The organism is Desulfovibrio porci, assembly GCF_009696265.1.
GTDB lineage: Bacteria > Desulfobacterota > Desulfovibrionia > Desulfovibrionales > Desulfovibrionaceae > Desulfovibrio > Desulfovibrio porci.
On the sequence record NZ_VUMH01000004.1, the window covers coordinates 1 to 25,009 of the forward strand.

The 25,009-nt window shown below is 63.0% G+C and carries 17 protein-coding genes, 1 CRISPR repeat array and 1 riboswitch; of the genes, 10 read left to right on the forward strand and 7 right to left on the reverse strand.

What is annotated here, in order from left to right; genetic code table 11:
- The first annotated feature begins 30 nt into the window (after positions 1–30).
- A CRISPR array of direct repeats spans positions 31–2,248; the repeat unit is 32 nt; unit sequence GTCGCCTCCCACGCGGAGGCGTGGATTGAAAC.
- 114 nt (positions 2,249–2,362) lie between these two features.
- The 9 genes from dnaE to FYJ44_RS05065 all read left to right on the forward strand — a co-directional run bounded on the left by dnaE (position 2,363) and on the right by FYJ44_RS05065 (position 13,631).
- A complete protein-coding gene (gene dnaE / locus FYJ44_RS05030; protein ID WP_154509780.1) occupies positions 2,363–5,839 on the forward strand; it encodes a DNA polymerase III subunit alpha in 3,477 nt (1,158 codons plus the stop codon).
- Between the two features lie 145 nt (positions 5,840–5,984).
- A riboswitch (M-box (ykoK) riboswitch) is annotated at positions 5,985–6,142 on the forward strand.
- A 308-nt stretch (positions 6,143–6,450) separates the two neighbouring features.
- A complete protein-coding gene (gene mgtA / locus FYJ44_RS05035; RefSeq protein ID WP_154509782.1) occupies positions 6,451–9,174 on the forward strand; it encodes a magnesium-translocating P-type ATPase in 2,724 nt (907 codons plus the stop codon).
- A 212-nt stretch (positions 9,175–9,386) separates the two neighbouring features.
- Complete coding sequence (locus FYJ44_RS05040; protein WP_195840954.1) at positions 9,387–9,947, forward strand: DUF1190 domain-containing protein; 561 nt, start codon at positions 9,387–9,389, stop codon at positions 9,945–9,947.
- On the forward strand, positions 9,944–11,101 hold the full coding sequence (locus FYJ44_RS05045) for a glutathionylspermidine synthase family protein (protein WP_154509786.1): 1,158 nt from the start codon (positions 9,944–9,946) through the stop codon (positions 11,099–11,101). The genes FYJ44_RS05040 and FYJ44_RS05045 overlap by 4 nt, the downstream gene beginning before the upstream one ends.
- Positions 11,102–11,196: 95 nt before the next feature.
- Positions 11,197–11,370, forward strand: a complete 174-nt coding sequence (locus FYJ44_RS14425; protein ID WP_195840955.1) for a hypothetical protein — start codon at positions 11,197–11,199, stop codon at positions 11,368–11,370.
- Positions 11,367–11,783: a 6-carboxytetrahydropterin synthase QueD gene (queD, locus tag FYJ44_RS05050; RefSeq protein ID WP_154509788.1), complete on the forward strand. Its 417-nt coding sequence runs from the start codon at positions 11,367–11,369 to the stop codon at positions 11,781–11,783. The genes FYJ44_RS14425 and queD overlap by 4 nt, the downstream gene beginning before the upstream one ends.
- A gap of 170 nt (positions 11,784–11,953) precedes the next feature.
- Positions 11,954–12,805 (forward strand): WcbI family polysaccharide biosynthesis putative acetyltransferase, encoded by an 852-nt coding sequence (locus tag FYJ44_RS05055; protein ID WP_154509790.1) that lies wholly within the window; start codon positions 11,954–11,956, stop codon positions 12,803–12,805.
- Entirely contained in the window at positions 12,790–12,927 is a 138-nt protein-coding gene (locus tag FYJ44_RS05060) for a hypothetical protein (RefSeq protein WP_154509792.1), read from the forward strand. Before FYJ44_RS05055 ends, FYJ44_RS05060 begins: the two co-directional genes overlap by 16 nt.
- Positions 12,928–13,007: 80 nt before the next feature.
- Positions 13,008–13,631 (forward strand): flavodoxin family protein, encoded by a 624-nt coding sequence (locus FYJ44_RS05065; RefSeq protein WP_154509794.1) that lies wholly within the window; start codon positions 13,008–13,010, stop codon positions 13,629–13,631.
- A gap of 221 nt (positions 13,632–13,852) precedes the next feature.
- On the opposite strand, the gene FYJ44_RS05070 is transcribed toward FYJ44_RS05065, so the two are convergent.
- Positions 13,853–14,329 (reverse strand): hypothetical protein, encoded by a 477-nt coding sequence (locus FYJ44_RS05070; protein ID WP_154509796.1) that lies wholly within the window; start codon positions 14,327–14,329, stop codon positions 13,853–13,855.
- 127 nt (positions 14,330–14,456) lie between these two features.
- Between FYJ44_RS05070 and FYJ44_RS05075 the strand changes: the two genes are divergently transcribed.
- Positions 14,457–15,161, forward strand: coding sequence for a potassium channel family protein (locus FYJ44_RS05075; RefSeq protein ID WP_154509798.1), 705 nt, complete (start codon positions 14,457–14,459; stop codon positions 15,159–15,161).
- Between the two features lie 19 nt (positions 15,162–15,180).
- Here FYJ44_RS05075 and FYJ44_RS05080 read toward each other — a convergent pair whose 3' ends face one another.
- From FYJ44_RS05080 to hlyD, 6 genes are all read right to left on the reverse strand, one after another.
- Positions 15,181–16,323, reverse strand: coding sequence for an ABC transporter permease (locus FYJ44_RS05080; protein ID WP_154509800.1), 1,143 nt, complete (start codon positions 16,321–16,323; stop codon positions 15,181–15,183).
- A 2-nt stretch (positions 16,324–16,325) separates the two neighbouring features.
- Positions 16,326–17,453 carry an ABC transporter permease gene (locus tag FYJ44_RS05085; RefSeq protein ID WP_154509802.1) on the reverse strand — a complete coding sequence of 376 codons (1,128 nt, stop codon included), beginning with the start codon at positions 17,451–17,453 and terminating at the stop codon, positions 16,326–16,328.
- Between the two features lie 173 nt (positions 17,454–17,626).
- Positions 17,627–21,646 carry an MFS transporter gene (locus FYJ44_RS05090; RefSeq protein ID WP_154509804.1) on the reverse strand — a complete coding sequence of 1,340 codons (4,020 nt, stop codon included), beginning with the start codon at positions 21,644–21,646 and terminating at the stop codon, positions 17,627–17,629.
- Positions 21,647–21,674: 28 nt separating this feature from the next.
- Positions 21,675–22,010, reverse strand: a complete 336-nt coding sequence (locus tag FYJ44_RS05095; RefSeq protein ID WP_154509806.1) for an ArsR/SmtB family transcription factor — start codon at positions 22,008–22,010, stop codon at positions 21,675–21,677.
- A gap of 175 nt (positions 22,011–22,185) precedes the next feature.
- On the reverse strand, positions 22,186–23,994 hold the full coding sequence (locus FYJ44_RS05100; RefSeq protein ID WP_154509808.1) for an ATP-binding cassette domain-containing protein: 1,809 nt from the start codon (positions 23,992–23,994) through the stop codon (positions 22,186–22,188).
- The gene (gene hlyD / locus FYJ44_RS05105) at positions 23,991–24,986 is read right to left on the reverse strand and encodes a secretion protein HlyD (RefSeq protein ID WP_154509810.1); all 996 of its coding nucleotides are present in this window, start codon (positions 24,984–24,986) and stop codon (positions 23,991–23,993) included. Before hlyD ends, FYJ44_RS05100 begins: the two co-directional genes overlap by 4 nt.
- Between the last annotated feature and the right edge of the window lie 23 nt (positions 24,987–25,009).

Here is a 25,009-nt window from a genome sequence, read left to right on the forward strand (position 1 = left end):
GCCCAGCAGGCCCAGCAGGCGATCCTGGCCGTCGCCTCCCACGCGGAGGCGTGGATTGAAACAACTCAATGCTATTACGCGCAAGCCCGGCAAGGGTCGCCTCCCACGCGGAGGCGTGGATTGAAACAGGCGATCACGAAGCTGCTTTAGCTTTTCCATGCGTCGCCTCCCACGCGGAGGCGTGGATTGAAACTTCGGACAATTGGTTGAGGCCGTCTCGTGTAGAGCGTCGCCTCCCACGCGGAGGCGTGGATTGAAACACGAACTTCGCGGGCCGTGTTGCCAATGTAGACGGTCGCCTCCCACGCGGAGGCGTGGATTGAAACCCGTCGCCAGATCAGTATAGCTGCACAAGTTTCTTGTCGCCTCCCACGCGGAGGCGTGGATTGAAACTCGTCTCAATGATGACATAATCCTCCGGCAGTTGGTCGCCTCCCACGCGGAGGCGTGGATTGAAACTTTATCCGCTACGTCTGGATCACCAGAGCCGAAGTCGCCTCCCACGCGGAGGCGTGGATTGAAACTTTGCGTAACAGTCGCCGTCATAGGCCGCTGAGAGTCGCCTCCCACGCGGAGGCGTGGATTGAAACAAATCCAACTCGTCAAGAATATCATACGTAGTCGTCGCCTCCCACGCGGAGGCGTGGATTGAAACGTGAGATGCATTTGAAATACGTTCAGGCGCTGCAGTCGCCTCCCACGCGGAGGCGTGGATTGAAACCGACCGTTACGGCCCCTGACGGTGGTTTTTCTGGTCGCCTCCCACGCGGAGGCGTGGATTGAAACGCTCTGGTAGTGCGAGCCAAAGACGCCGGTGGCCGGTCGCCTCCCACGCGGAGGCGTGGATTGAAACTCCGGCGTACCTACTTTCCGCATTATACACGGCGCGTCGCCTCCCACGCGGAGGCGTGGATTGAAACCAGCGGCGTTGCTGACGGCGGAACGAGAAAAAACGTCGCCTCCCACGCGGAGGCGTGGATTGAAACCGTATAAGCTTAAAAAGCAGCGCGTGAAGCAGTTGTCGCCTCCCACGCGGAGGCGTGGATTGAAACAGGTTGACGTCCGTGGCCCCGCTGGCCGGACCTGAGGGTCGCCTCCCACGCGGAGGCGTGGATTGAAACAAGCGCCGCGAAGCCATGCCCGATGCCGTCCGCCGGTCGCCTCCCACGCGGAGGCGTGGATTGAAACATCCACGCCCTCCTATGCCGCGCTGGTCGCGGGCGTCGCCTCCCACGCGGAGGCGTGGATTGAAACCGGTCTGGACGGTTACGGGCGCTGAACGGGAAATGTCGCCTCCCACGCGGAGGCGTGGATTGAAACACCGGCATGCTGGGCGGCGCTGGCCTGGCGGGCGGCGTCGCCTCCCACGCGGAGGCGTGGATTGAAACTCTTCGCCACGGGCCTCATCCTCCCCGATAACGGGTCGCCTCCCACGCGGAGGCGTGGATTGAAACTTGCCAAATATAAGCCAATCGGATGAAACGCCAAGGTCGCCTCCCACGCGGAGGCGTGGATTGAAACATATCGGCCGTAGTCATCATACCAGGATTCCAGGTCGCCTCCCACGCGGAGGCGTGGATTGAAACTGCTGTTCCGGCGTGAGGCCGGGGACGCTGGTCAGGTCGCCTCCCACGCGGAGGCGTGGATTGAAACCAGCGGTTCTTGGCCCGTGTGTCTCTCCTGATAAGTCGCCTCCCACGCGGAGGCGTGGATTGAAACCCGCTATTCCCACACCGCCCCTGATCTCCCAGCGTCGCCTCCCACGCGGAGGCGTGGATTGAAACATGGCCGACGGCAAGCTGACCGCTGAAGAACTGCGTCGCCTCCCACGCGGAGGCGTGGATTGAAACTGTTGGCCCGCGTTGCCAGAGACGGCGGCCTGCGTCGCCTCCCACGCGGAGGCGTGGATTGAAACCTGAAATCGTCAGTCAGGCTATTTCCTGTAAATGGTCGCCTCCCACGCGGAGGCGTGGATTGAAACCGTCCATATCTTGGCAAACAGGGCGCGGAGGCCGGTCGCCTCCCACGCGGAGGCGTGGATTGAAACTGTTGGCCCGCGTTGCCAGAGACGGCGGCCTACCGGTCGCCTCCCACGCGGAGGCGTGGATTGAAACAGCATCACCTATTACAGCGACAACGCGGCAAAATAGTCGCCTCCCACGCGGAGGCGTGGATTGAAACGAGCCCCTGGCCAGGCAGTCGGGGCCGGGCGGCAAGTCGCCTCCCACGCGGAGGCGTGGATTACAACAATTCGCCAAAGGCAAGGGCGGCTGACGCCGTGGGCCGCCGCCCTTGCCTTTGCCTTGAGCCCCCTCCCGCCATTTGCTATACAAGGAACTCAGCCATTTTTTCAGGAGTTCCCATGTCCGACTTTGTGCATCTGCATTGCCATACCGAGTACAGCCTGCTGGACGGCGCCATCCGCATCAAGGATCTCTGCGCCCGCGCCAAGGATTACGGCATGCCCGCCTGCGCCATCACCGACCACGGCAATATGTTCGGCGCGGCATATTTCTACACGGCCTGCAAGGACTTCGGCGTCAAACCCATTTTCGGCTGCGAGGTCTACGTCTGCCACGACCATACGGACAAAACCTCCGAGCTGGCGCGCCGCCGCCACCACCTGATCCTGCTGGCCCGAAACGAGCTGGGCTATCACAACTTGGTCAAGCTGGTCAGTCACGGCTTTCTGGACGGTTTTTACTACAAGCCGCGCGTGGACAAGGACCTGTTGCGCCGCTACGCCGAGGGCCTGACCTGCCTTTCGGCCTGCATCGCGGGCGAAATTCCCCGCGCCATCCTGGCCAAGGACATGGACAAGGCCTTGAGCCTGACCCAGGAATACGCGGCCATCTACCCCGGCAATTTTTATCTGGAATTGCAGTCCAACGGCCTGGCCGAGCAGGACGTCGTCAACAACGCCCTGCTGGAGATCGCCGAAACCGCCAAGCTGCCCCTGGTAGCCACCAACGACTGCCACTATCTCAACGCCGACGATGCCGACGCCCATGAGGTGCTGCTCTGCATCCAGACCCAGACCACCATGGACGACCCCAAGCGCATGCGCTTCGGAACGCACGAACTCTACTACAAGTCCATCGAAGAGATGGAAAAACCCTTCGCCCATGTGCCCGAAGCCCTGGCCAACACCATGCGCATCGCGGAATCCTGCAATGTGGAGCTGGATTTCGGCCACCACTATTTCCCGGTCTACCAACTGCCCGAAGGGGCCAGCATGGAGTCCGAATTCCGCCGTCTGGCTGAGGAAGGCCTGGAAAAGCGTCTAGAAAAACACCCGGACCGAGAAAACATCGACCCGCAGCGCTACCGCGAGCGCCTGCAATACGAGCTCAATGTCATCCTGGAAATGGGCTTTCCCGGCTATTTCCTCATTGTGCAGGAATTCATCAACTGGGCCAAGGATCACAGCATCCCGGTGGGGCCGGGGCGCGGCTCGGCGGCCGGCTCTCTGGTGGCCTGGGCGCTGCGCATCACCAACCTGGACCCCCTGCCCTACAATTTGCTCTTTGAGCGCTTCCTGAACAACGAGCGTGTTTCCCTGCCCGATATCGACGTGGACTTCTGCGAACGCCGCCGGGGCGACGTGATCCGACACATGGTGGACACCTACGGCGAAGGCTCGGTGGCCCAGATCACCACCTTCGGCACCATGAAGGCCAAGGGCGTGGTGCGCGACGTGGGGCGGGCTCTGGGCATGACCTTCGCGGAGACGGACCGCATCGCCAAGCTGGTGCCCGACGACCTGAAAATGACCATCAAGAAGGCTCTGGACCTGGAGCCGGACCTGAAAAAACTCTACGAGGAGGACCAGCAGGTCAAACATCTGCTGGACACGGCCCGCCGCCTGGAAGGTCTGGCCCGCCACGCCTCCACCCACGCCGCCGGGCTGGTGGTCTCGGACAAGCCCATGGAGGAGTATCTGCCCCTCTATCTGGGTAAACGCGGCGAACTTGTGACCCAGTTCGACGGCCCCATGACCGAAAAGGCCGGGCTGGTCAAATTCGACTTTCTGGGCCTCAAGACCATGACCCTGATCCAGGACACTCTGGACAACATCAGCCTTCAGGGCCAGATCCCGCCGGATCTGGACAATCTGCCGCTCACCGACGCCGAAACCTACGACCTTTATGCGCGGGGCGACACGGACGGCGTCTTCCAAGTGGAAAGTTCGGGCATGCGCCAGTATCTGCGCATGCTCAGGCCCACCTGCTTCGAGGACGTCATCGCCATGCTGGCCCTCTACCGGCCCGGCCCGCTGGGATCGGGCATGGTGGACGAGTTCATCAAGCGCAAGCACGGCCAGGTGCCGGTGGTCTATCCGCACGACTCGCTCACCGAATGCCTGCGCGATACCTACGGGGTCATCGTCTATCAGGAACAGGTCATGCAGATCGCCCAGATCATCGCCAGCTACACGCTGGGCGGGGCCGATCTGCTGCGCCGGGCCATGGGCAAGAAAAAAGCCGAGGCCATGGCCAAGGAGCGCGTGACCTTTGTGGCCGGGGCGGAAAAGAACGGCATCGCCAAGGAAAAGGCCAACGAAATCTTCGACTTGATGGAAAAATTCGCCGAATACGGCTTCAACAAGTCCCACTCGGCGGCCTATGCCCTGATCTCCTACTACACCGCCTATCTCAAGGTGCACTATAAGGTGGAGTTCATGGCCGCCCTGCTCACCTCGGAAATGGGCAATCAGGACAAGCTGCTCAAATACGTCTCCTGCTGCAAGGATATGGGCATCGACGTGGTCCAGCCCTCGGTGAACCAGAGCCAGCGCGAGTTCACGGCCCATGGCGGCCGGGTGGTCTTCGGCCTGGGCGGCATCAAGAACGTGGGGGACGAAGCCATCCGCGAGATTGTGGAGGCTCGCAAGGACGGCGGGGAGTACCTTTCCCTGCTGGACCTCTGCTGCCGGGTCAATCTGCGCAAGGTCACCAAACGGGTGCTCGAATCGCTGATCAAGGGCGGGGCCTGCGACTGCTTCGGCGTCTCCAGGGCGGGCATGCTGGCCGCCGTGGAAATTGTGGTGGCCCGCGCCCAGAAAAAGGCCAAGGACAAGAGCTCCAACCAGGTTTCCCTGCTGGCCATGGCCCCGGTGGCGGAGGCCCCGCCCCAGCCCGGCGTGGGCCTGGACTGCCCGGAAGCCGCGCTGCCCGAAATGGAGGACGACCTGAAACTGAAGGCTGAAAAGGAAGCCCTGGGCTTCTTTCTCACCAGCCACCCCCTCCAGCCCTACAGCCGCGAGATCCGCCGCCTGCGCCTGACCACCCTGGAAGACGCGCGCGAACTCTTCCCCGGCGCGGAACTCACCTGCGCGGTGCTGGTGACCAGCGTCAAGGAGGTGCTCACCAAGTCCAAGGGCGAGCGCATGGCCTTTGTGGGCGTGGAGGATCTCACCGGCCACGCGGAAGTGACCTTTTTCCCGCGCTCCTACGCTGAAGCCCGCGAATTGATCAGGGCCGAGCAGCCCCTCTGCCTCACGGCCCGCCTGGACAGCCAGAGCGACGACGCCCGCGACACGGACGAGGAGAATGAGGACGCTCCACGCGAACTCAAGATGTTGGGGCAGAGCGTGCGACCCCTGGCCGAGGCCTGCGGCCAGAGCGACACGCCGGTCTGCGTGCATATCCCGGCGCACCGTCTGGGCCGCGAGGACATGCTGGCCCTGAAAAACATTCTGGAGATGTATCCCGGCCCGGTGGAAGCCGAGGCCCTGGTCTGCCTGGACGGCTGCCGCTGCCATCTGCGCCTGGACAACGCGCTCAAGGTACGGCCCGGCCCGGAGCTGGACAAGGCGCTGGCCGCCTGGGCCTCGTGAGGGTTGGCAGCGCCCTCACGTTTCCTTCGGGGCGATCAGATGAAAATCCCGTGCATGAAGGAGAACCGGCTCATATCATTTGATTTCCCCTCCGCAGGGCTTGACACCCCAATAATGATGGGAGTATCAAAATCTCGGAAAATTGAGACCGTTTCGGTAGGTGAGGCTACCACAGGGATACGGGTTACTGCCGCGGAGTAGTGGAGACACTATGAGAAGGCCAACAGTCCATGTCGAAAACAAGGCATGGACTATGTAACTTCATCGCCCTGTGAAGCTGAAGCTTGGACGATGACGTTGCAGTGCCTCCACAGGTAAGGCTGTTATGGGATATTTCCTGTCATCGTTGTACGCGGTGGCAGGGTTTTTTGTTTTTGCGACACGACGGCCCGGCGCCCGCCATGAAACGGCTGTTCAGTTTTCACCGGAAAAACACAACAGGAGGACACAATGGAACCGGACAGTAGACATGGCCCACGTTCTGACGCGCCGCCCCGAAGGCGCGTGACGGAAACGAAAACAATTTCAGATCCGCCACCGTAATTGCGGCTTATCAGTGTATGGGCTGTGCTTCTTCGTTTTTCATCAGCAACGAACGGAGGTACAGACCAATGTTTATCTTTGCGACCACCCATGAATCCGCTCAAAATACGCAACTGAAATCTTTCCGGCAAACCGCGGCCAACAGCAGGCTCGCGTTTGCCGCCGCCAGCCCGGCGGACGATCTGCTGAAAGAACTCCACAGCGGCCCGCAAGGCCTGGAAACCTCTCAGGTCGAAGCTTCCCGCGAGCAGTACGGGAACAACAAGATCACCCACGGAAAAAAGCTGTCATTGCCCAAGCGCATTGCCGGAGCTTTTATCAACCCGTTCACGGCCATTTTATTCGGCCTGGCCGGGGTCTCGGCCTGCACGGATATTCTGTGGGCCGACCCTGACGACGTCGATCCCACCACTGTCATCATCATTATGACCATGGTGATGATTTCCGGCGTGCTGCGTTTCGTCCAGGAGACGCGCAGCGGCAACGCCGCCGAAAACCTCTTGAAAATGATCACCACAACCACCTGCGTTCAGCGGCGGGAGTCCGGCGAAAGCGAGATCCCGCTTGAGGACGTTGTCGTGGGCGATATCGTACATCTGGCGGCGGGCGACATGATTCCCGCTGACATGCGCATCCTCCAGTCCAAAGACCTGTTCATTAGCCAGTCGGCCCTGACCGGCGAGAGCATTGCGGTCGAAAAGATTGCGCAGCCCGTGGGCAACAGCGGGGACGGCAGCCTGACGGAATGCCCGTGCCTTGCCTTTATGGGCTCAAACGTCATCAGCGGCAGCGCCGCCGGGGTGTGCGTGGCCACCGGCGATGCCACCATCTTCGGCCAGATGGCGAAAAGCGTCAGCACCAAGCCGGTCCGGACCAGTTTTGAAAAGGGCATCAACCAGGTCTCCTGGGTGCTGATCCGTTTCATGCTGGTCATGGTTCCCGTCGTGCTGTTCATCAACGGCTTTACCAAGGGCGACTGGGTGGAAGCGACCCTGTTCGCGCTCTCCGTCGCGGTGGGGCTTACCCCTGAAATGCTGCCCATGATCGTGACCACCTGCCTTGCCAAGGGCGCGGTCAGCATGGCCAGGGAAAAGACCATCATCAAGAATCTGAACTCCATCCAGAATCTTGGTTCCATAGATATTCTGTGCACAGACAAGACCGGAACCCTCACGCAGGACAAGGTGGCCCTGCTCTACCATCTCAACATCCACGGGCAGGAAGACATGCGGGTATTGCGGCATGCCTTTCTGAACAGCTATTATCAGACGGGTCTGAAAAACCTGATGGACCATGCCATCATTGAACGGACGCTGCAGGAACAGGAAAACGTGCCGGAGCTGCGCGGGCTTTCCGAAAAGTTCCTCAAGGTGGATGAAATACCGTTCGACTTTGAGCGCCGCCGCATGAGTGTTGTGGTGAAAAACGGCAAAACGCAGATGATCACCAAGGGCGCGGTGGAAGAAATGCTCTCCGTGTGCGGCTTTGCCGAGTATGAGGGCCGGGTTTTGCCGCTGACGGATGAGATCAGGGAATATATCCTGAAAAAAGTGAATGATCTCAATGAGGACGGCATGCGGGTCATCGCCGTGGCCCAGAAGACCAATCCCTCTCCGGTAGGCGCGTTCTCCGTGGCGGACGAGGCCGACATGGTCCTGATGGGCTATCTCGCCTTCCTTGATCCGCCCAAGGAATCCACGCCCAAGGCGCTCAAGGCGTTGAAGGAACACGGCGTTGCCGTCAAGGTTCTCACCGGGGACAACGAGAAGGTGACGCGTTGCGTCTGCCGCCAGTTGGGCATCCCGGCGGAGCGCATCCTGTTGGGCTTCGACATTGAAAAGATGACAGATATTGCCCTCAGCGAGGCCGCTGAAACGGTCAGCGTTTTCGCAAAACTGTCGCCGCAGCAGAAAGTTCGGGTTATCAAGGCGTTGCGGGACAGAGGGCACAGCGTGGGCTACATGGGCGACGGCATTAACGACGCCGCCGCCATGAAAGCCTCGGATGTGGGCATTTCCGTGGACAGCGCCGTGGATATCGCCAAGGAATCCGCGGATGTCATTTTATTGGAAAAAGACCTGATGGTGCTGGAAAAAGGCATTGCCGAAGGGCGTAAAACCTACGCCAACATGATCAAGTATATCAAAATGACGGCCAGCTCCAATTTCGGCAATATGTTTTCGGTGCTGGCGGCAAGCGCGTTTCTGCCGTTTCTGCCGATGCTGCCCATTCACCTGATTCTGCTGAATCTGATTTATGATCTGAGCTGCACGGCGATTCCGTGGGACAATGTGGACAAGGAATACCTTACTGTGCCGCGCAAATGGGATCCCTCGTCCATCGGCAAGTTCATGCTGTGGATCGGCCCGACCAGCTCGGTCTTTGACATCACGACCTATCTGCTCATGTACTTTGTCATCTGTCCGTCCCTGTGCGGCGGCCTGTTGTTCCACCAGATCAGCGATCCGGCGGTTCAGGCCTATTACATCGCGGTATTTCAGGCAGGCTGGTTTGTGGAATCCATGTGGAGCCAGACGCTGGTCATTCATATGATCCGCACCCCCAAACTGCCCTTTATCCAGAGCCGGGCCTCCGCACCGCTGACGCTGCTGACCTTTGCCGGTATTGCCGTGCTGACCGCCATTCCCTTTACGGCTTTCGGCGTGTCCATCGGCCTTGCCGCTCTGCCGCCCGTCTATTTCGCCTGGCTGGCCCTGACCATCCTGCTGTACATGGCCCTGGCCACCTTGTTCAAAAACATCTTTATCAAAAGGTATGGTGAATTACTGTAACAGTGCTGGATAATTCAACAACGCGAAATCCCATCCCCTTAGCATCGGGCGGCAATTCTGTCGCCGCTGAGGGGGTGGGGTTTCGACGATATGTCTGACCTGACGGACTTGAGTCTCCTTGCGCTCCGGCCGGAATCACGGTAGGCAATGGATTATCCATACTCTACCGGGGGCCGCCAATGAAACGTTCCAGGGCAATATCACTCCTTCTCATGGGTTCTCTCGCCGCGGGCAGCGCGGGCTGCAGCTCCGAAAAAATCGAAGAAGGCACCTATACCTTCACGTCGCTGAATGAATGCGTCGCCAGCGCCATGTTCAGCGAATCCGAATGCCGGGAACTTGCCGCCAGAGCGCTGGCCGAGACGCCGCGCTTCTCGTCGCAGGAAGAATGTGAAGCCAAGTTCGGCGCGGGGGCCTGTACACGCCCTGACGCGCAGCCGGGTCAAGAAGGGACCGCCGTACAACAGCACAGCGGCGGCATGTGGATGCCCATGATGATGGGTTTCATGGCCGGGCGCTTTCTCGGCGGCGGCGGCATGATGCAGGGTTCGCAAGGCCTGTACCGCGATCCGGCGGCCAACCCGCAGCAGGGTCGCTCGTTCCGCACGGCCACCGGCGACACGGTCAAGCCCGGACCCGGCGGCAGAGTAGCGAACCCGTCCCCGAGGCTCACCCAGAGCATGCAACACAATGCCCGGCCCGTCATGAGCCGTTCCGGCTCCGGCGCGCGCGGCGGCTTTTTCGGCGGCGGCGCGCGAGGCGCGGCTTCATGAGGCGCATCCCCATTGAGCCGCGCGAAAACTGGCGGCAAATCGCGGAAGACAACGGCTTCTTTTTTCATCACGTCAACGGCGAAATCTACTGGGACGAGTCCGTCTGCTACGCGCTCAACCTTGAGGAAATCGAATCCGGCCTTGAAGACCCGGCGCAGGAAATCGCCGACATGTGTCTGGATCTGGCCGCCGATATTGTGAACAGCGAGGAAATGCTCTCGGCGCTGGCCATTCCGGCCGCCTTCTGGGATCTGATCCGCGACAGCTGGCAACGCAACGAGCCCTCCCTGTACGGCCGTTTCGACTTTGCCTATGACGGGCACGGTCCGGCCAAGCTCTACGAGTATAACGCGGATACCCCCACGTCCCTCTACGAGGCGGCCTATTTTCAATGGCTCTGGCTGGAGGACTGTCTGGCTTCGGGCAAACTGCCGGAGGGCGCGGACCAATTCAACAGCATCCAGGAACGGCTGTGCGAGACCTTCGCGACCTTCCATGTTCCCGGCATCATGCATTTCGCCAGCATGAAGGACACGGAGGAAGACCGCGCCACCGTGGAGTACGTCATGGACTGCGCCGCCCAGGCGGGTATCCGGGGCAAGCAGATATTTATGGAAGACATCGGCGTGGATGCGCAGGGGCTGTTCGTGGATCTGGAGAACGCGCCCATCCACTGGCTGTTCAAGCTCTATCCCTGGGAATTCATCTGGCGCGACGATTTTGCGGATAACGTGCAGCGCTCGGACACCACCTTTGTGGAGCCGGCCTGGAAGATGGTGCTGTCCAGCAAGGGCATGCTCCCGCTGCTCTGGGAGCGGCACACGGGGCACCCCAACCTGCTGCGCGCCTGGTTTCACGGCGCGGACAAGGCCGCTCCGGTCAACGATTACGTGCTCAAACCCCTGTTATCGCGCGAAGGCGCGAACGTGCATATCTTCAGGAACCGCAAGGCGGTCTTCTCCACCGGCGGCGAGTACGGGGAGGAAGGCTATATCGGGCAGGAACTCTGCCCGCCGCCGTTCGTGGACGGGCACGGCCCGGTTTGCGGGGTATGGATCGTGGGCGGCAAGGCCTGCGGGCTCGGCATACGTGAGGACGACACACCGGTTACCGGCGACCTTTCGCGCTTCGTGCCGCACTTCATAACGCCATAGGCATTTGCCGGATATTTTGACAAAAAACGGACACTTGTTATGCTGCGCTTGTATGGCATAACGTATAAAAACAGCCCCTGGCCGACAGGAGAACCATGTCTTTCACGTCCTGGCTGCAACGCATTTTCAGCCCTCCTTCCACCTCCGGCGGCGATGCCGACCTGGAGGACGACACCTCCGGTTTTGAATGGAACCAGAATGTACGCATCGTTCTGGCCCTGATTGTCGTTTTTCTCTCGGCCTTGGTGGTCTGGTGGATAGTCTCATGAGCGCGCGGCACTGCTGGCGCCTCACCGTGCGCGACGAATTTTCGGCCGGACACGCCCTGCGGCATTACCAGGGCAAATGCGAACGCCTGCACGGCCACAACTTCGGCGTGGAGCTTTGCGTGGAAGGCCGTGAACTCACGCCGGACACCGAATTGCTGCTGGATTTCAAGGTATTGAAAAACGCGCTCAAAGAGGTGCTGCGCGATCTGGACCATTGCGTGCTCAACGAAACGCCGCCCTTTGACCGCATCAATCCCTCTTCGGAAAATCTCTCCCGCCACATCTGGCGCGGCGTGGCCGACCGGCTGGCCGCAAGCCCGGCCCCACAGGCCCGCGCCGTGCGGCTGGTCAGCGTGAGCGTGTCGGAAAAAGGCAGCCAGAGCGCCACCTATCTGGAACTGGCGGAAAGTTAGAGCAGATTAACTTTACGATTATGCATGACCGGGACACGATGTTCTGACCGGCAAGTTTCACGCCTCCGCCGGAGTCAAGCAAAGCGAGACTCCGTGGGCAATTTCACTTTGAAATTGCTTTAGCCCGCGCGCCGCCCGTCCCGGAAACAAGGATTTGTTGACGCAACGCCATGTCCCAGGCTCTCTGCCTTCTGCACGCCAACTGCCAGGGCGACGCCCTGCGTCCCCTGCTGGAAAACACGCCGACTTTCGCACGGCACTTCCGCATCCGGCAGTACGTAAACTACACCCGCCAAAGCATTGCCGAGGCGGATCTGGAGCAGTGCGCGCTCTTTCTTTACCAGCGCCTGGCCCCGCGCTGGGGCGCGCTGTCCACGGAGCAGATGCTGCCGCGCCTGCCCGCATTCTGCCGATGCGTTGAAATTCCCAATCTTTTTTTCAAAGGCTACTGGCCGTTCTGGACCAATGCCGTCCAGAACATCGACTTCGCCGACAGCCTGCTGGAACGCCTGCTGGCCCAGGGACTTGCGCCGGAAGAAGCGCTGAATCTCTATCTGCGCGGCGATCCGGCCCTGCTGGGCGACGTGGCCGCCGTGGCCGAGGACTCTCTGGCGCGGGAGGAAGAGAAGGAAGCGGATTGCCCCATCCGCTGCGCGCCGCTGCTGCGTGAGCGCTGGCGGGAAGAGCAATTGTTCATCACGGTCAACCATCCGGGCAGGACCCTGCTCTTCCATCTGGCGGACAGCCTGCTGCGCCTGCTGGATCTGGGCGGCCTGCCGGAAGAGGCGCGCCGCGCCTACGTCCATCCGCAGGAGGATTTCTGGCTGCCCCTCCACCCCGCTCTGGGACCGCTGCTGGGCCTGCCCTTTGCAAGCCGGGAGCGGCGCTACCAGGTGTTCGCCGCCCGGCTCACCCATCGGGAATATACATCCTGTTATCTGGCCTGCCGTCGGCATGGCGTGGACGATCTGCTGACCATGCTGCACAACCTGCCGCCCAGCGGAACATGCCCGGCATTCTGAGCGGAGCCGCCGTGGCCTCCCGGCTTGCCGCGCCCATCTCGCCCGCGCTCTGTCCGGCCCGGTTGGCCGTAAACCGGCTTCAGGCCCTGAGCCGGACCCGGACCAGGGACCGCACCCGCTGACGCCTTGCCCCCCGCCCCGCCATTCCGTACACTGACGCCGGAGTCCATATCCGGTCCCATGACACCGCAAGGAGAATTTTATGAACGTACTTTTAATCAACGGAAGCCCGCATCCCAAGGGCTGTACGTATACGGCCCTGCGCACCGTGGCGGACCAGCTGGAAAAAAACGGCCTGAACACGCACATTCTGCAAATGGGCAACAAGGCCGTGCGCGGCTGCATCGCCTGCGGCAAATGCGCCGATACCGGGCACTGCGTGTTCACGGACGATCCGGTCAACGAGGCCATTGACCTGCTGCGCGAAGCCGACGCCCTGGTGGTGGGCTCGCCGGTCTATTATGCCGGGCCCAACGGTTCCATCTGCGCCTTTCTGGACCGGATGTTCTATATGAAATCCGCGCCCTACGCTTTCAAACCGGCCGCCGCCGTGGTCAGTTGCCGCCGGGGCGGGGCCAGCGCCTCTTTCGACCGGCTGAACAAGTACTTTACCATCGCGCGCATGCCCGTGGTGGCGTCCCAGTACTGGAACTCCGTGCACGGCAACACGCCCGCAGAGGTGCTTCAGGACAGGGAAGGCCTTCAGACCATGCGCACCTTGGGCGACAACATGGCCTGGCTGCTTAAATGCATCGCCGCGGGCAAGGCCGCCGGGGTGGAGTATCCCACGCCCGAGCCCTGGGAGGCCACCAACTTCATCCGCTGAGCGGTGCAATAGTTATGAGTGGGGGGGGGAACTGTTATCCACAAAAATTCCTCCTCACTCATGCTCCGCAAAAAAGAATCCCCCGGCATGCCGCAGCATTGCTGACGCATTCCGGGGATTCTCTTTTTCTGGAAGCATTCTCGCCGCAGCGGGAAATTCTTTTCAAAAAACCTCGTCCGAAACAGTATTCAGAAACGGATTCCCGCTGAACCCACGTGTTTTCAAAAAGAATCCGGACGCAGGGGATACAGAGCCTTGTACGGTCCGCGCATTTTGTAGATAAAATCCGCCTGCCGCACATCGCCGCTGATGATGAGCACCAGCAACAGCTTGGAAATCGGATCCTCGCGCACCACGCTGTAGCCCTTGACGCCCTTCTGCTCAAAGCTGAACTGCAACTGGCCGTTACGGGCCACGGGCTTGCTGCCCTTCAGGCCTTTGGAGCCGGTCTCGGCCGCCTTTTCGGCGTCGCCCGGTTCTGCGGGGCCGACAATGACGGCCGCCGACGTTTTGTGATCCTTCTGCCCCAGCAGCACCTGCACAGCGCCGTTCCGTGTTACGGGCCCATTGACCACCACCCAGTCCGGCGGCAGATCCAGACTGTAATATTTGGTGGTCAGCGGCGCGGCACAAAGCCCTCCGGCCAGGGCGGGCAGCAGCAGGGCCAGCAAAACGGCAATACGCGCAATCAGTTTCATAACGACTCCATATAGATGCATACAACCGGCATGCGGCCGGTCGCCCGCCACGGGCGGCATTCTCGGGCCTCTTGCCCCATTCCGGCAAGCCGGGTAGCATGCTCAGCCAGATTCACGAGGCACATTTATGAACAAAAAAATTCTTTCGCCCTTTCGGACCAGGCTCTACGTCTACCGTTTCGAGCTGCTTCTGGCCTCTCTGCTCTGCGTGTTTGTACTGAATATCTTCTTCCCCGACAACATCTACGGCGGCATAGCCCAGGCCGTGTATCTGCCCTTTCAGCTGCTGGCCGCCACGGTGCTGTTTGAGTCAAAACGCAACCTGCTGCGGCTGGTGCTGCTGTTTGCCCTACTGCTGGTGGCCTGCCGGGCGCTGGATCTTTTTTTTGTCAAAAATATCCAGAACGAACTGCTGCTGCTCTATATCTGCTTTTTCGGCAGCGTCATGCTGGAGGTCTTCCGGCAGATCTACCACGCCCACCTCATCACCACCAAGATCGTCTACGCGGCCGTCTGCGGCCTGCTGCTCATCGGCTACTGCGGTTTCTACATCTTTCTGGCCATCGAATTCCATGAACCGGGCTCTTTCAACGGCTTGGGTCAGGGCGTGCAGGCCATGAACGACCTGTTCTATTTCAGCTACATAACCATCCTGACCGTGGGCTACGGCGACATCACCCCGCACACCTGGATCGCCAAAAACGCCACGGTGCTGGTGGCCTTCACGGCCTACATCTATTCTCTGGTGGTCATCGCCACCATCGTGAGCGAGGCCACGCGCTCCAGAAAGAAAAATGGAGACGGGGGCGGAAACGGCGACAGTCTGTCCTGAATCCGGCCAATCCGGCCCGTCAGGTGCGGCGCTTGAACATCCACACAGCCACGCTCACGGCCGCCAGACTGATCAGGGTGATCTTGCCCAAGCTCACGGCCGCCGCCGCGAACGTGATATCTTTCAGAAAGACGCCCTGGCTGATGACCGTGAAATGGCGCAGGGGATTCAACTGGCTGGCGTGCTGCAGAAAGATCGGCATATTGATGATGGGCGTCACCGCGCCGGAAATCAGAATGCAGGGCACGCCCACGGTGAAGGCCCCCAGAAAGGCCTGCTGCTGAGTGGCGGACAGGGAGGAAACCATCAGTCCCACCCCGCCCGAGGCCACGGCAAAAACCAGCATGGCCAGGTAGAGCAGCACCACGGAGCCCGTAAAGGGCACGCCGAAGCCGAAGACCGTGATCAACAGAAAGATGGTGCCGTGGACCAGGCCCACAATGCAGCCGGGCGCCAGTTTGGCCAGGGCGATCTCCGTGGGCGTGGCCGGTGAAACCAGAAGCTGGTCGAAGGTGCCCACCTCACGCTCGCGCGCCACGGACAGACCGGTGACCACCAGGCCCAGGATGAGGCTGAGCATGCCGATAAGATTGGGCAGAAAAAACCACTGGAATTCCAGGTTGGGATTGAACCAGCAGCGCATCCGCACGTCCAGGCGGGGCGCGGCGGCCGTAGCCGCCGCCCGGCCCAGAGGCGTGTCCACGGCCATGCCCTCGACGATCCGGCTGAGATAATAGGCCGCGATCTGCGCCGCGTTGGAGCGTCGCCCGTCCAGAATCACCTGCATCTCAGCGGATTCACCCCGCTCCACCCGGCGGGAAAATTCCTGGTCGAAGGTCAGGATGAAGAGCGCCTCCTGCCCTTCCAGCACGGGCCGGATGCGCTGTTCGGACGGCAGAAAACGCACGCTGCGAAAGGTGGGAGAACCCTCCAGACGGTGGACGATCTCGCGGCTCCAGCGGCCGTTGTCGTGGTCCAGCACAGCCACGTCCACATTGCGCACTTCCATGGTGGCGGCCCAGCCGAAAATCACGATCTGGACCAGGGGCGGCACGATGATCAGCATGCGCGAGACGCGGTTGCAGAGCAGGACCAACAGTTCCTTGCGCACAATGGTGACCATGCGCCGCCAATTCAGGCGGGGAAACTCGAAAAAGGCCATCTTCAGACGTCCAGGCGTTTGACGAGATTTTTGTACACCAGACCCAGCAGCACGGAGGCCAGCAAGGCCATGAACAGCAGGCTCGGCCCGAAGATGCTCCAGACGTCGCCGGTCAGAAAAATGGTCCGCAGGCAGGTATTGAAATAGCTGGCCGGCAGCAGTCTGGTGATGGCCTGCAATACGGGCGGCATGCTGTTGATGTCGAAAACGAAGCCCGAAAGCAGCAGGGCCGGAAGAAAGCCGGAAAACAGCCCGGCCTCCGCCGCCGCCAACTGCCCGCGCAGGCTCACGGAAATGAGCAGGCCCTGGCCCAGGGCGCTGAGCATGAAGACCGAGGACAGGAGCAGCAACACCCAGAGCGAACCCCGGAACGGCACGGCGAAGAGCGTCACGGCGGCCACGGCGCAGAGCGCCATGCTGAACATGCCCATGCAGAAATAGGGGATCAGCTTGCCCAGCAGCAATTGCATCCGGCTCACGGGCGTGGCGAACATGGCCTCCATGGTGCCCCTCTCCCACTCGCGGGCAAAGACCAGGGAGGTCAGCAGAGTGCCGATGAGGGTCATAATCACGGTAATGGCGCCGGGCACCAGAAATTGCACGCTCTTGGCCGTGGGATTGTACCAGAAACGCGTTTCCGGATTGACTGGCGGCTCCAGGGCCGCGCCGCCGGGCAGGGAGGTGCGTTGCCAGCTGGTGATCAGGCCCTGGCTGTAACTCTGGATGAACTGGGCCGTGTTCGGCTCGGAGCCGTCCACCAGCAGTTGCAGACCGCCCACGCCGCCGCGCGCCAGTTCCTGGTCGAAATTCTGACGGATGACCAGAATGCCCTGCACGTCCGAGTTACGCATCAGGCGCGCGGCCTCTTCCATGTCGCCCACGGGCCGGGTTTCAAACCAGGGCGAATGGGCGAAATCCGCCGCCAGGGACAAGGCCCGCCCGCCGCCGCTCTGATCCAGCACGGCCAGCCGCAATATGCCCGCATCCAGCGTGATGCCGAAACCGAAGAGCAACAGAAAGATCAGCGGCATCACCCCGGCCACCAGATAGGAGGAGGGATCGCGCACGATCTGCTGAAATTCCTTGCCCATCAGGGCCAGAAGCTGGCGCAGCCAGAGATTCTGCTTCATACCTTTATTGCGCCTTTCCCGGCCGGGTTCACGCCTCCCATGCCCGCCCCCATCGCATATCCGCCCCGAGACGGAATACGCGCCTTCTTTTGTGGTAGACCGAATCACCGCCGTCTTCAAGGGGCCGCGCGGCCCCGGCCGGCACAGCCGGGGCCGCGCCATGTGAAGCCCCCTCATTCCCCCGCCGCCAGAGCCTTGAGCGCGCGGTAATCAGTCTTGCCGGTGCCCAGCACCGGGATGGCCTCCAGTCGCAACACGTGCCGCACGGCATACAGGGCCGACAGCCCGGCCTGACGCAGGGCCGCGTTGGCCTCCTCACGGGTCAGGGGCGTCACGCTGCACAGTACGATTTCCGGCGCGCCGTCGCGCTCCACGCTCTCCACGGCCAGGGCCGGGCCGCCCTCCCGCGCCGCCTCCGGCGTATCCGCCGTGGCGGCGCGCCCGGCAAGATGGTCCAGCAGGGCCTTTTCCATCTGCGGCAGGGAAATCATCTCTCCCCCGATCTTCACAAAGCGGCCCAGACGGCCCGCGAAGGTCAGGCGGCCCTGTGCATCAGCCCGGACGAGATCGCCGGTGCGGTACCAGCGGCGGCCCTCAAATTCCACAAAGGGATCAGGCGGCGTCTGTCCCGCTCCGGCCAGATAGCCGTCAAAAACATTGGGACCGCGCACCAGCAGCATGCCCGCCTCTCCCTCCGCCACCCGGCGCGGAGAGCCTTCAGGGCTGACCAGGGCCACTTCCACCGAAGGCAGGGGCAGACCGATGCTGCCGGGAAGCGGGGACTCGGGTCGGTTGACGCTGATGGCCGGGGCGCACTCGGTGACGCCGTAGCCTTCGCACAGCGTTCCGCCGCTCTGCGCCGCGAAGGCCTCGTACACCCGCTTGGGGCAGGCCTCGGCGCCCACAAATCCCAGGCGCAGCGAGGCCAGATCGCCGGGCGCGGCCTGTTGCAGCATGCCGTCCAGAAAGGTGGGCGGAGCCACGGTCAGCGTGGGCCGCCAGCGGCGGCAGAGCCGGTTAAGGCGCGCCGCCTCCGTGGGATTGGGATGGAAGACCACGGGCAGGCCGAAGCAGAGCGGCAGGGCGATATTGCCGGTAAGCCCCAGCGAATGGAAGGGCGGCAACATGCCCAGCATGCGGTCGTGCGAGGTTATGGCGAGCACCTCGGCAATGTCGCGGCAATTGGCCAGAATATTGGCGTGACTCAGGGGTACGCCCTTGGGCGCGGCCTCGGAGCCGGAGGTGAACAGCACGGCCGCCGTGTCGGACACATGCGCGGGCAGGGCCGCCCGCTCCCAGCCCAGCAGGGCCAGACGGCTGCGCAGCAGGGCCGCGAGCTTGAGCCGCCGGGGCATGGCCGCCGCGGCATCCTCCAGGAGGAACCAGTCCCCGCCGGAGCGCGTTGCCGCCGTTGCGTCAAAGCCCTGCCCGTCCAGACGCTCCAGCAGACGCCGGGCCGTGACAATGGTCCGCACTTCCGCCAGACGCACGCAATGGCCGAAGTTGGCCGGGCCGGTGGTCCAATTGAGCATGACCGGCGTCTTTCCCGCCAGCAGCACGGCCAGCCAGCTCATGGCCGCCGCGCTTGAGGCGGGCAGCATGACGCCCACGCGCTCCTGTCCGGCGCAACGGCGGCGCAACAGCAAAGCCAGAGCCAGGGAACGCAGCCAGAAGTCGCGCCAGTTCAACGCGCCCTCGGCGTCGGCCAGCATCAGGCTTGCGGGCGCGCGCCGGGCCTGGCGCAGGATGGCCAGGGGCAAATGCGGCGCGGCGGGCACGTCCAGACGCCGGGTCGGATCGGCGGCCGGATTGCGGGAATCATGCGCGTCCCAGCCCGCAGGCGCGGGGGCCGCATCCTCGTCTTCATCCAGCAGCCCGGCGGCGGCCAGCACGCAATCTCCGGCTGTGAGCAGCATATCCAGGCGGCTCACGCCGTGCCCGGCCACCTCTTCCAGCTTGAGGCTCAACTCGGTCAGGGCCAGGCTGTCGATGCCCAGATCCACGGCCAGCCGGGTTTCCGGGGTCAGGCTCGCGGGGTCCGCCTCCACGGCGGCGCTGTCCGCCAACAGGGCGTAGACCCGCCGGCGCACATCGGCGGGGACGTCCGCGACGTTCCGGCCAGAAGCGGCTTCGGCTTCCGCGCGCGGCAGCGGCCGGGGCGCGCCGCCCTGCCAGAAATAACAGGGCACGACCAAGGCTTCTTCGGGCTCCGCGTTGTACCAGTCTTCCAGGACCCGGTTCAGGGCAGTGGCTCCGGCCTCGGCGGGCGGCAGATCCCGCATTTCACGCAGGCTGATACGCACCTCGCGCCGGGGCATGAGGAAAAGCAGATTGCAAAGCAGGCGCAGCGCGCCGCGCGCCAGGCCGCGCAGCATGTCGGGCCGCCCGCTCACGGCATAGCTGAACGAGGAACCCCAGAGGCCCCGGCTGCGCACCAGCACCACGCGGCAGTGGGGAACCAGTTGGAGCAGCCGGTGCGCCCCGCTGTTGGCCCCGAGATGTTCCTGACCGTCGCGGCTGAGGCCGCCCGCCGGATAAAAGAGCAGATTGTCGCCAGCCTTGAGCGCTTCGGCGCAACGCGTGAGGGCTTCCAGCACTGCCCCGCGCGCCGCACGGCCCTGCGCCCGCAGATCGGGAAGCGGCACGGGCCGGGCCAGCGGCGCGATGCGGCGCACCAGGGGACGGCTGATCTGCCACTCGTCGGCCAGGGGCCGGGGCCGGAAGGAAATCAGACGGCTGTAGACCAGCACCGGGTCCATGAGGGCCGGGTGGTTGGGCATGAACAGGATGGGCCTGCCGTCGTTGGCGGCGCGCACTTCTTCCAATCCTTCCACGCGCACGCGGTAGCGCAGGGCGATCAGACCGCGCAGCAGGGCGGCCAGGATGTCCAGAGCGCGCCCACCCTTCCGCGCCGACTTTTTAGCATGGGGATCACCGGCGGGTATTGGCGCATGGGGCGCATCGGGCGCGGGGAGGGAATGCAGGCTGTACGCGAAGCAGACCGTCGCCGTCAGGGCCATGCCGCCCAAAATGTAATGCCCCGTGGAGGGCGCGAAAAACTCCAGTCCCCAGTAGACGGCGCTGGCCAACAGGATGCCGGAAAACACCAGGCAGTTGTCCGTGCCGAGCACACGTCCCTTTTCCTCCGGGGCTGGGCGCACCTGAATGAAGCTGGACACCGGAATCAGGTACAGGCCGCCGCACACGCCCGCCGCGCCGTACAGCAGCAACAGAGCCGGAAAGCGCAGATTTTCGGGCAGATGCGGCGTAAAGCCCGCCGCCAGCAGGGCGCAGCCGATGCCGCCGCAGGAGGGCGCAAGCCAGCGCCGCCAGCTTTGAGGCGTACCGCGCGCCGCCAACAGCGAACCCGCGCAGATGCCCAGCATCAGCGCCGTGGGCAGCAGGCTGGTGACGGTCTTGCTGAAGGCCAGTTCACGCAGGCCCAGAGCGTTGATTTCCAGCAGCACCAGGGTGGAGATGCAGTAGAAAAAGGCGTCCGCCGCAATGACCAGCGCCAGGGCCCGGTCCCGCCGTATGCGGCGGAAATCGCGCAACGAGTCCCATGCCCCCAGCCAGGGGAAGGGCGGGCGCTGCCGGTTTTCCACGGCCGGGCGATAGGGAACCAGGGCCGCGCCCGCAAGACCGAGGACAGCCGCCAAAACCACGCCCACGGCCACCAGCCAGCGGCCAAAGGGAATCAGGGTGTCGAACCATTGCCTGTCCAGGGCCGCGCCCGCCAGCATGACGCCCAGCAGAATGGACGCCGTGGTGAAGAGCTTGAAGAGCGCGTTGACGCGCGGTACGTTGCTCGGGGGAAAAATCTCCGGGATGGAACCGTTGAGCGCCGGGCTGAACAGGGTGGAACTGGCGCCCATACAGAAAAGCATGAACAACATGGCGGTCCAGTTCAGGGACAGTATGCCCCAGGCTCCGGCCAGCATGGCGGCCAATTCCAGACACTTGGCGGCCACCACCAGATACTTTTTGGGGAAACGGTCGGCCAGCCAGCCCGCCCAGGCGGAAAAAAGCACGAACGGCAGGGCGAACAAAAACGTGCCCCAAGCCTGAAACGTGCCGTAACCCAGGCTGAGCGCCAGCAACAGGGCCGCCTGCTTGAAAAAGTTGTCGTTGAACGTACCCAGCGTGTAGCTGGCTCCCAGAGCCGCGGCCTGCTTCAACAAAGTGCCCGCCATATGCCTTTCCTCCCCGGCGGGAGCGGCTTCAGGGCTTTTGTTTCCCCGTGGCCGCCAACAAGTCCGCCGCATAGGTTCTGACCTTGTCCAGGGCCTCAATGGCCAGTTCAAGATTCAGACTGTAGTAGACTTCCCGCCCGCGTCGGACGGGTTGCAGGAGTCCGGCCCGCACCAGGGTAGTCACATGGTGGGCCACGGCCGTCCGGCTCAGGGGAAGGAGCTCGGTCAGACTCTTCAGGCTGATGCTCTCTCCCGGCTCGAACAGCAGCAGAATCTTCTGCCGCGTGGCGTCGCCCAATGCCGAAAAAACCCTGGCGACGGCTTCCCAGTCTTCCGGCAGGGCATGCAGGTATTGCGTATTCATGCCCCAGTCATAGAGAAGCCTGTGGACTGCTGTCAAGAAGAAACTATAAAACTAGTTTTATATTGTCAACTAAAAAATTAGTTTTATAGTTTTTGTTACGCAACCCATCCGGATCGCGGCTTCGGTCGCGTTCGGAAAATGAGGCGGAGGGTGGGATATTGAACGGCGATGGACGCTACAAGGGATGTTCCCTGTCATAGCGTTCGATGCTGGCGATAAAGGCCTCTTCCAGGGTGGGGTCGGCGAGGTTCGTGGCCGAGGCCTTGAGTTCGTCCGGCGTGCCCACGCTGATCATGGAGCCGCGATAAATGAGCGCGATACGGTCGCAGTATTCGGCTTCTTCCATGAAATGGGTGGTCACCAGCACGGCGGCGCCGGCGGACGTCATGGCCAGGATATGCTTCCAGAAGTCGCGCCGGGTGCGCGCGTCCACGCCGGAGGTGGGCTCGTCCAGAAAGAGCACCGGCGGTTCGTGCAGAGTGGCGCAGAGCAGCGCCAGACGTTGCTTTTGCCCCAGGGGCAGCGCGCCGGTGCGGCTATGCAGAAAATTTTTGAGTTCCAGGGCTTCGGCCAGCACGGGCAGCAGTTCGTTCCGGCGCTTTTTGTCCAGACCGTAGAGGTCGGCGAAAATGTTGATGTTTTCCTTCACCGGGATGTCGGGGTAGAGCGAAAATTTCTGCGCCATGTAGCCCAGGCGCGAACGCGCGGCGCTGCCCGCGCTGAGCAGGTCCACGCCGTCCACCGCGCAATCGCCCGAAGTGGGGCGCGACAGGCCGCAAAGCATGCGGAAGGTGGTGGATTTGCCCGCGCCGTTGGGACCCAGCAGGCCGAAAATCTCCCCGGCCCGCACTTCAAAGCTGATGTCGCGCGCCGCAATGAAATCCCCAAATTTTTTGGTTAGCTGGCGGGCCGCGATGCGGGGCCGCGTCACATCCTCCACGCCCCCCGGATCAAGGGAATCGTGGCGGTGCTCCACGGCGATACGGCCATAGGGCGAGGCTTTCTGGTTGATGCCGCCCACAGCGCTCATATAGGCGTCTTCCAGACGCGGAGGCGCAAGTTCGCCGCCTTGGGCCAGCACTTCCTCGCGCAGCGCATCGGACGCGGCGGCGGCCAGCACCAGGCGCAAACGGCTGCCCTGGATCAGGGCGTCCTCCACGCCGGGGCGCATGCTCCAGCGGGCCAGGGCCTCACGATGCCCCACGCCGTCCTCCTGGTCCCGCTTGTTTGCCGCGCCGCGCAGCAGATACACCCTGCCCTCCGCCCGGCGGGTCAGCTCTTCCGGCGGCCCGGCAAAAAGCACCCTGCCCGCGTCCAGCATGATCACGCCGGGGCAGCGCGCGGCCTCGTCCAGATAGGCTGTGGACCAGATCACGGTCATACCGCCGTGGCTCAGCTCCTGCACCATGCTCCAGAGCTCGCGGCGCGACTGCGGGTCCACGCCCACGCCCGGCTCGTCCAGCAAAAGCAGGCGCGGCGAACCCAGCAGAGCGCAGGCAATGCCCAATTTCTGCTTCATGCCGCCGGAAAGCCGCCCGGCCAGCCGCTCGGTAAACGGTCCCAGGGAAGTGAAGCCCAGCAATTTGTGGAAAAGCTCGTCGCGGGCCTGGCCCGTAAGACCGCGCAGGCTGGCGTGCAAACGCAGATTGGCCATGACCGTGAGGTCTTCATAAAGGCCGAAACGTTGCGGCATGTAGCCGATACTGTTGGGCTCGCGCCGGGCCAGTTCCATGGCGGGCCGCCCGAAGACCAGGGCCGCGCCGCTGCCGGGCCGCATCAATCCGGCCAGAGTGCGGATCAGGGTGGTCTTGCCCGCCGCGTCCGGACCCACCAGGCCGGTGATCCGCCCGGCGGGAATCTCCGCCTCAATGCCCTTGAGCGCTTCCACCGCCGCCGCGCCCTTGCCGAAGGTCATGCCCAGATTGTCCAGACGCACCGCCGTATCGAGCCTCTCCCGCACGGCGGGCGCAATGACTGACGTCATGGCGTGACCGGTTCCAGGGTGATGGTTACGGGCATGCCCTGACGCATGACGTTTTCCGGATCCTCGGCCTGGATGCGCAGACGGTAGACCAGGGCCGTACGCACCTCGCGGGTTTCCACGGTCTTGGGCGTGAACTCTGCGGTGGGCGAAATAAAACCCACCGTGCCGGGAAAGCTCTTGCCCGGCGCGGCGTCCACGGCCACGCTCACGGGCATGCCCGGCTTGACCTTGCCCAGATTGGGCTCATCCACATAGGCCCGCAGCCAGACGGGATTGGTCAGGGTAAGGGTGTAGACGGTCTGTCCTGCCTGGACAATGGCCCCGGCCTCGCGGGCGCGGGTCAGTATAATGCCCTTCTGCGGCGCAGTGAGCACCGCGTCGCGCACCTGGATTTCCGCATGGTTCAGCTCGGCGGCTGCGGCGGCCACGGCAGCGCGCTGGGCCAGCACGTCCTCCTCGCGGTAGCCGGAGGTGAGCATGTCCAGCTGATCCTGGGCCGAACGCAGCTTGGCCGCCGCCTCGCGATCCGCCGCGCGGGCGTTGTCCAGTTCTTTCTGGGAAATGGCGTTGTTGGCCCGCATGGCCGTGACGCGCCTCAGATTAATGCCCGCGTTCTCCGCCACGGCGGTGGCCGCCGCCACCGAGGCGCGGGCCTGGGCGATTTCCTCCACGCGGTAGCCGCGCTCCAGCCGGGCCAGATCGGCCTTCTGCCCGGCCAACCTGGCGGCGGCCTGATCCCGCTGCTGGCGCAGGAGATCGTCGTCCAGCCGGGCCAGGGGCTGGCCCTCGACCACCGCGTCGCCCTCGTCCACCAGCACGGCCGCGATGCGCCCGCCCACGCGGAAGCCCAAATCCACCTGCCGGATATCCACATTGCCGTATAAGGTCAGCGCGCCGTCCTGCCGAGCTCCGAGCAGATGCCAGGCCAGCAGCCCGACCCCGGCCAGGACGGCCACAACAGCGATGATTCGTATTTTCCGGGGAATAGACATGTTTTTTATTCCGGGGACTTGAA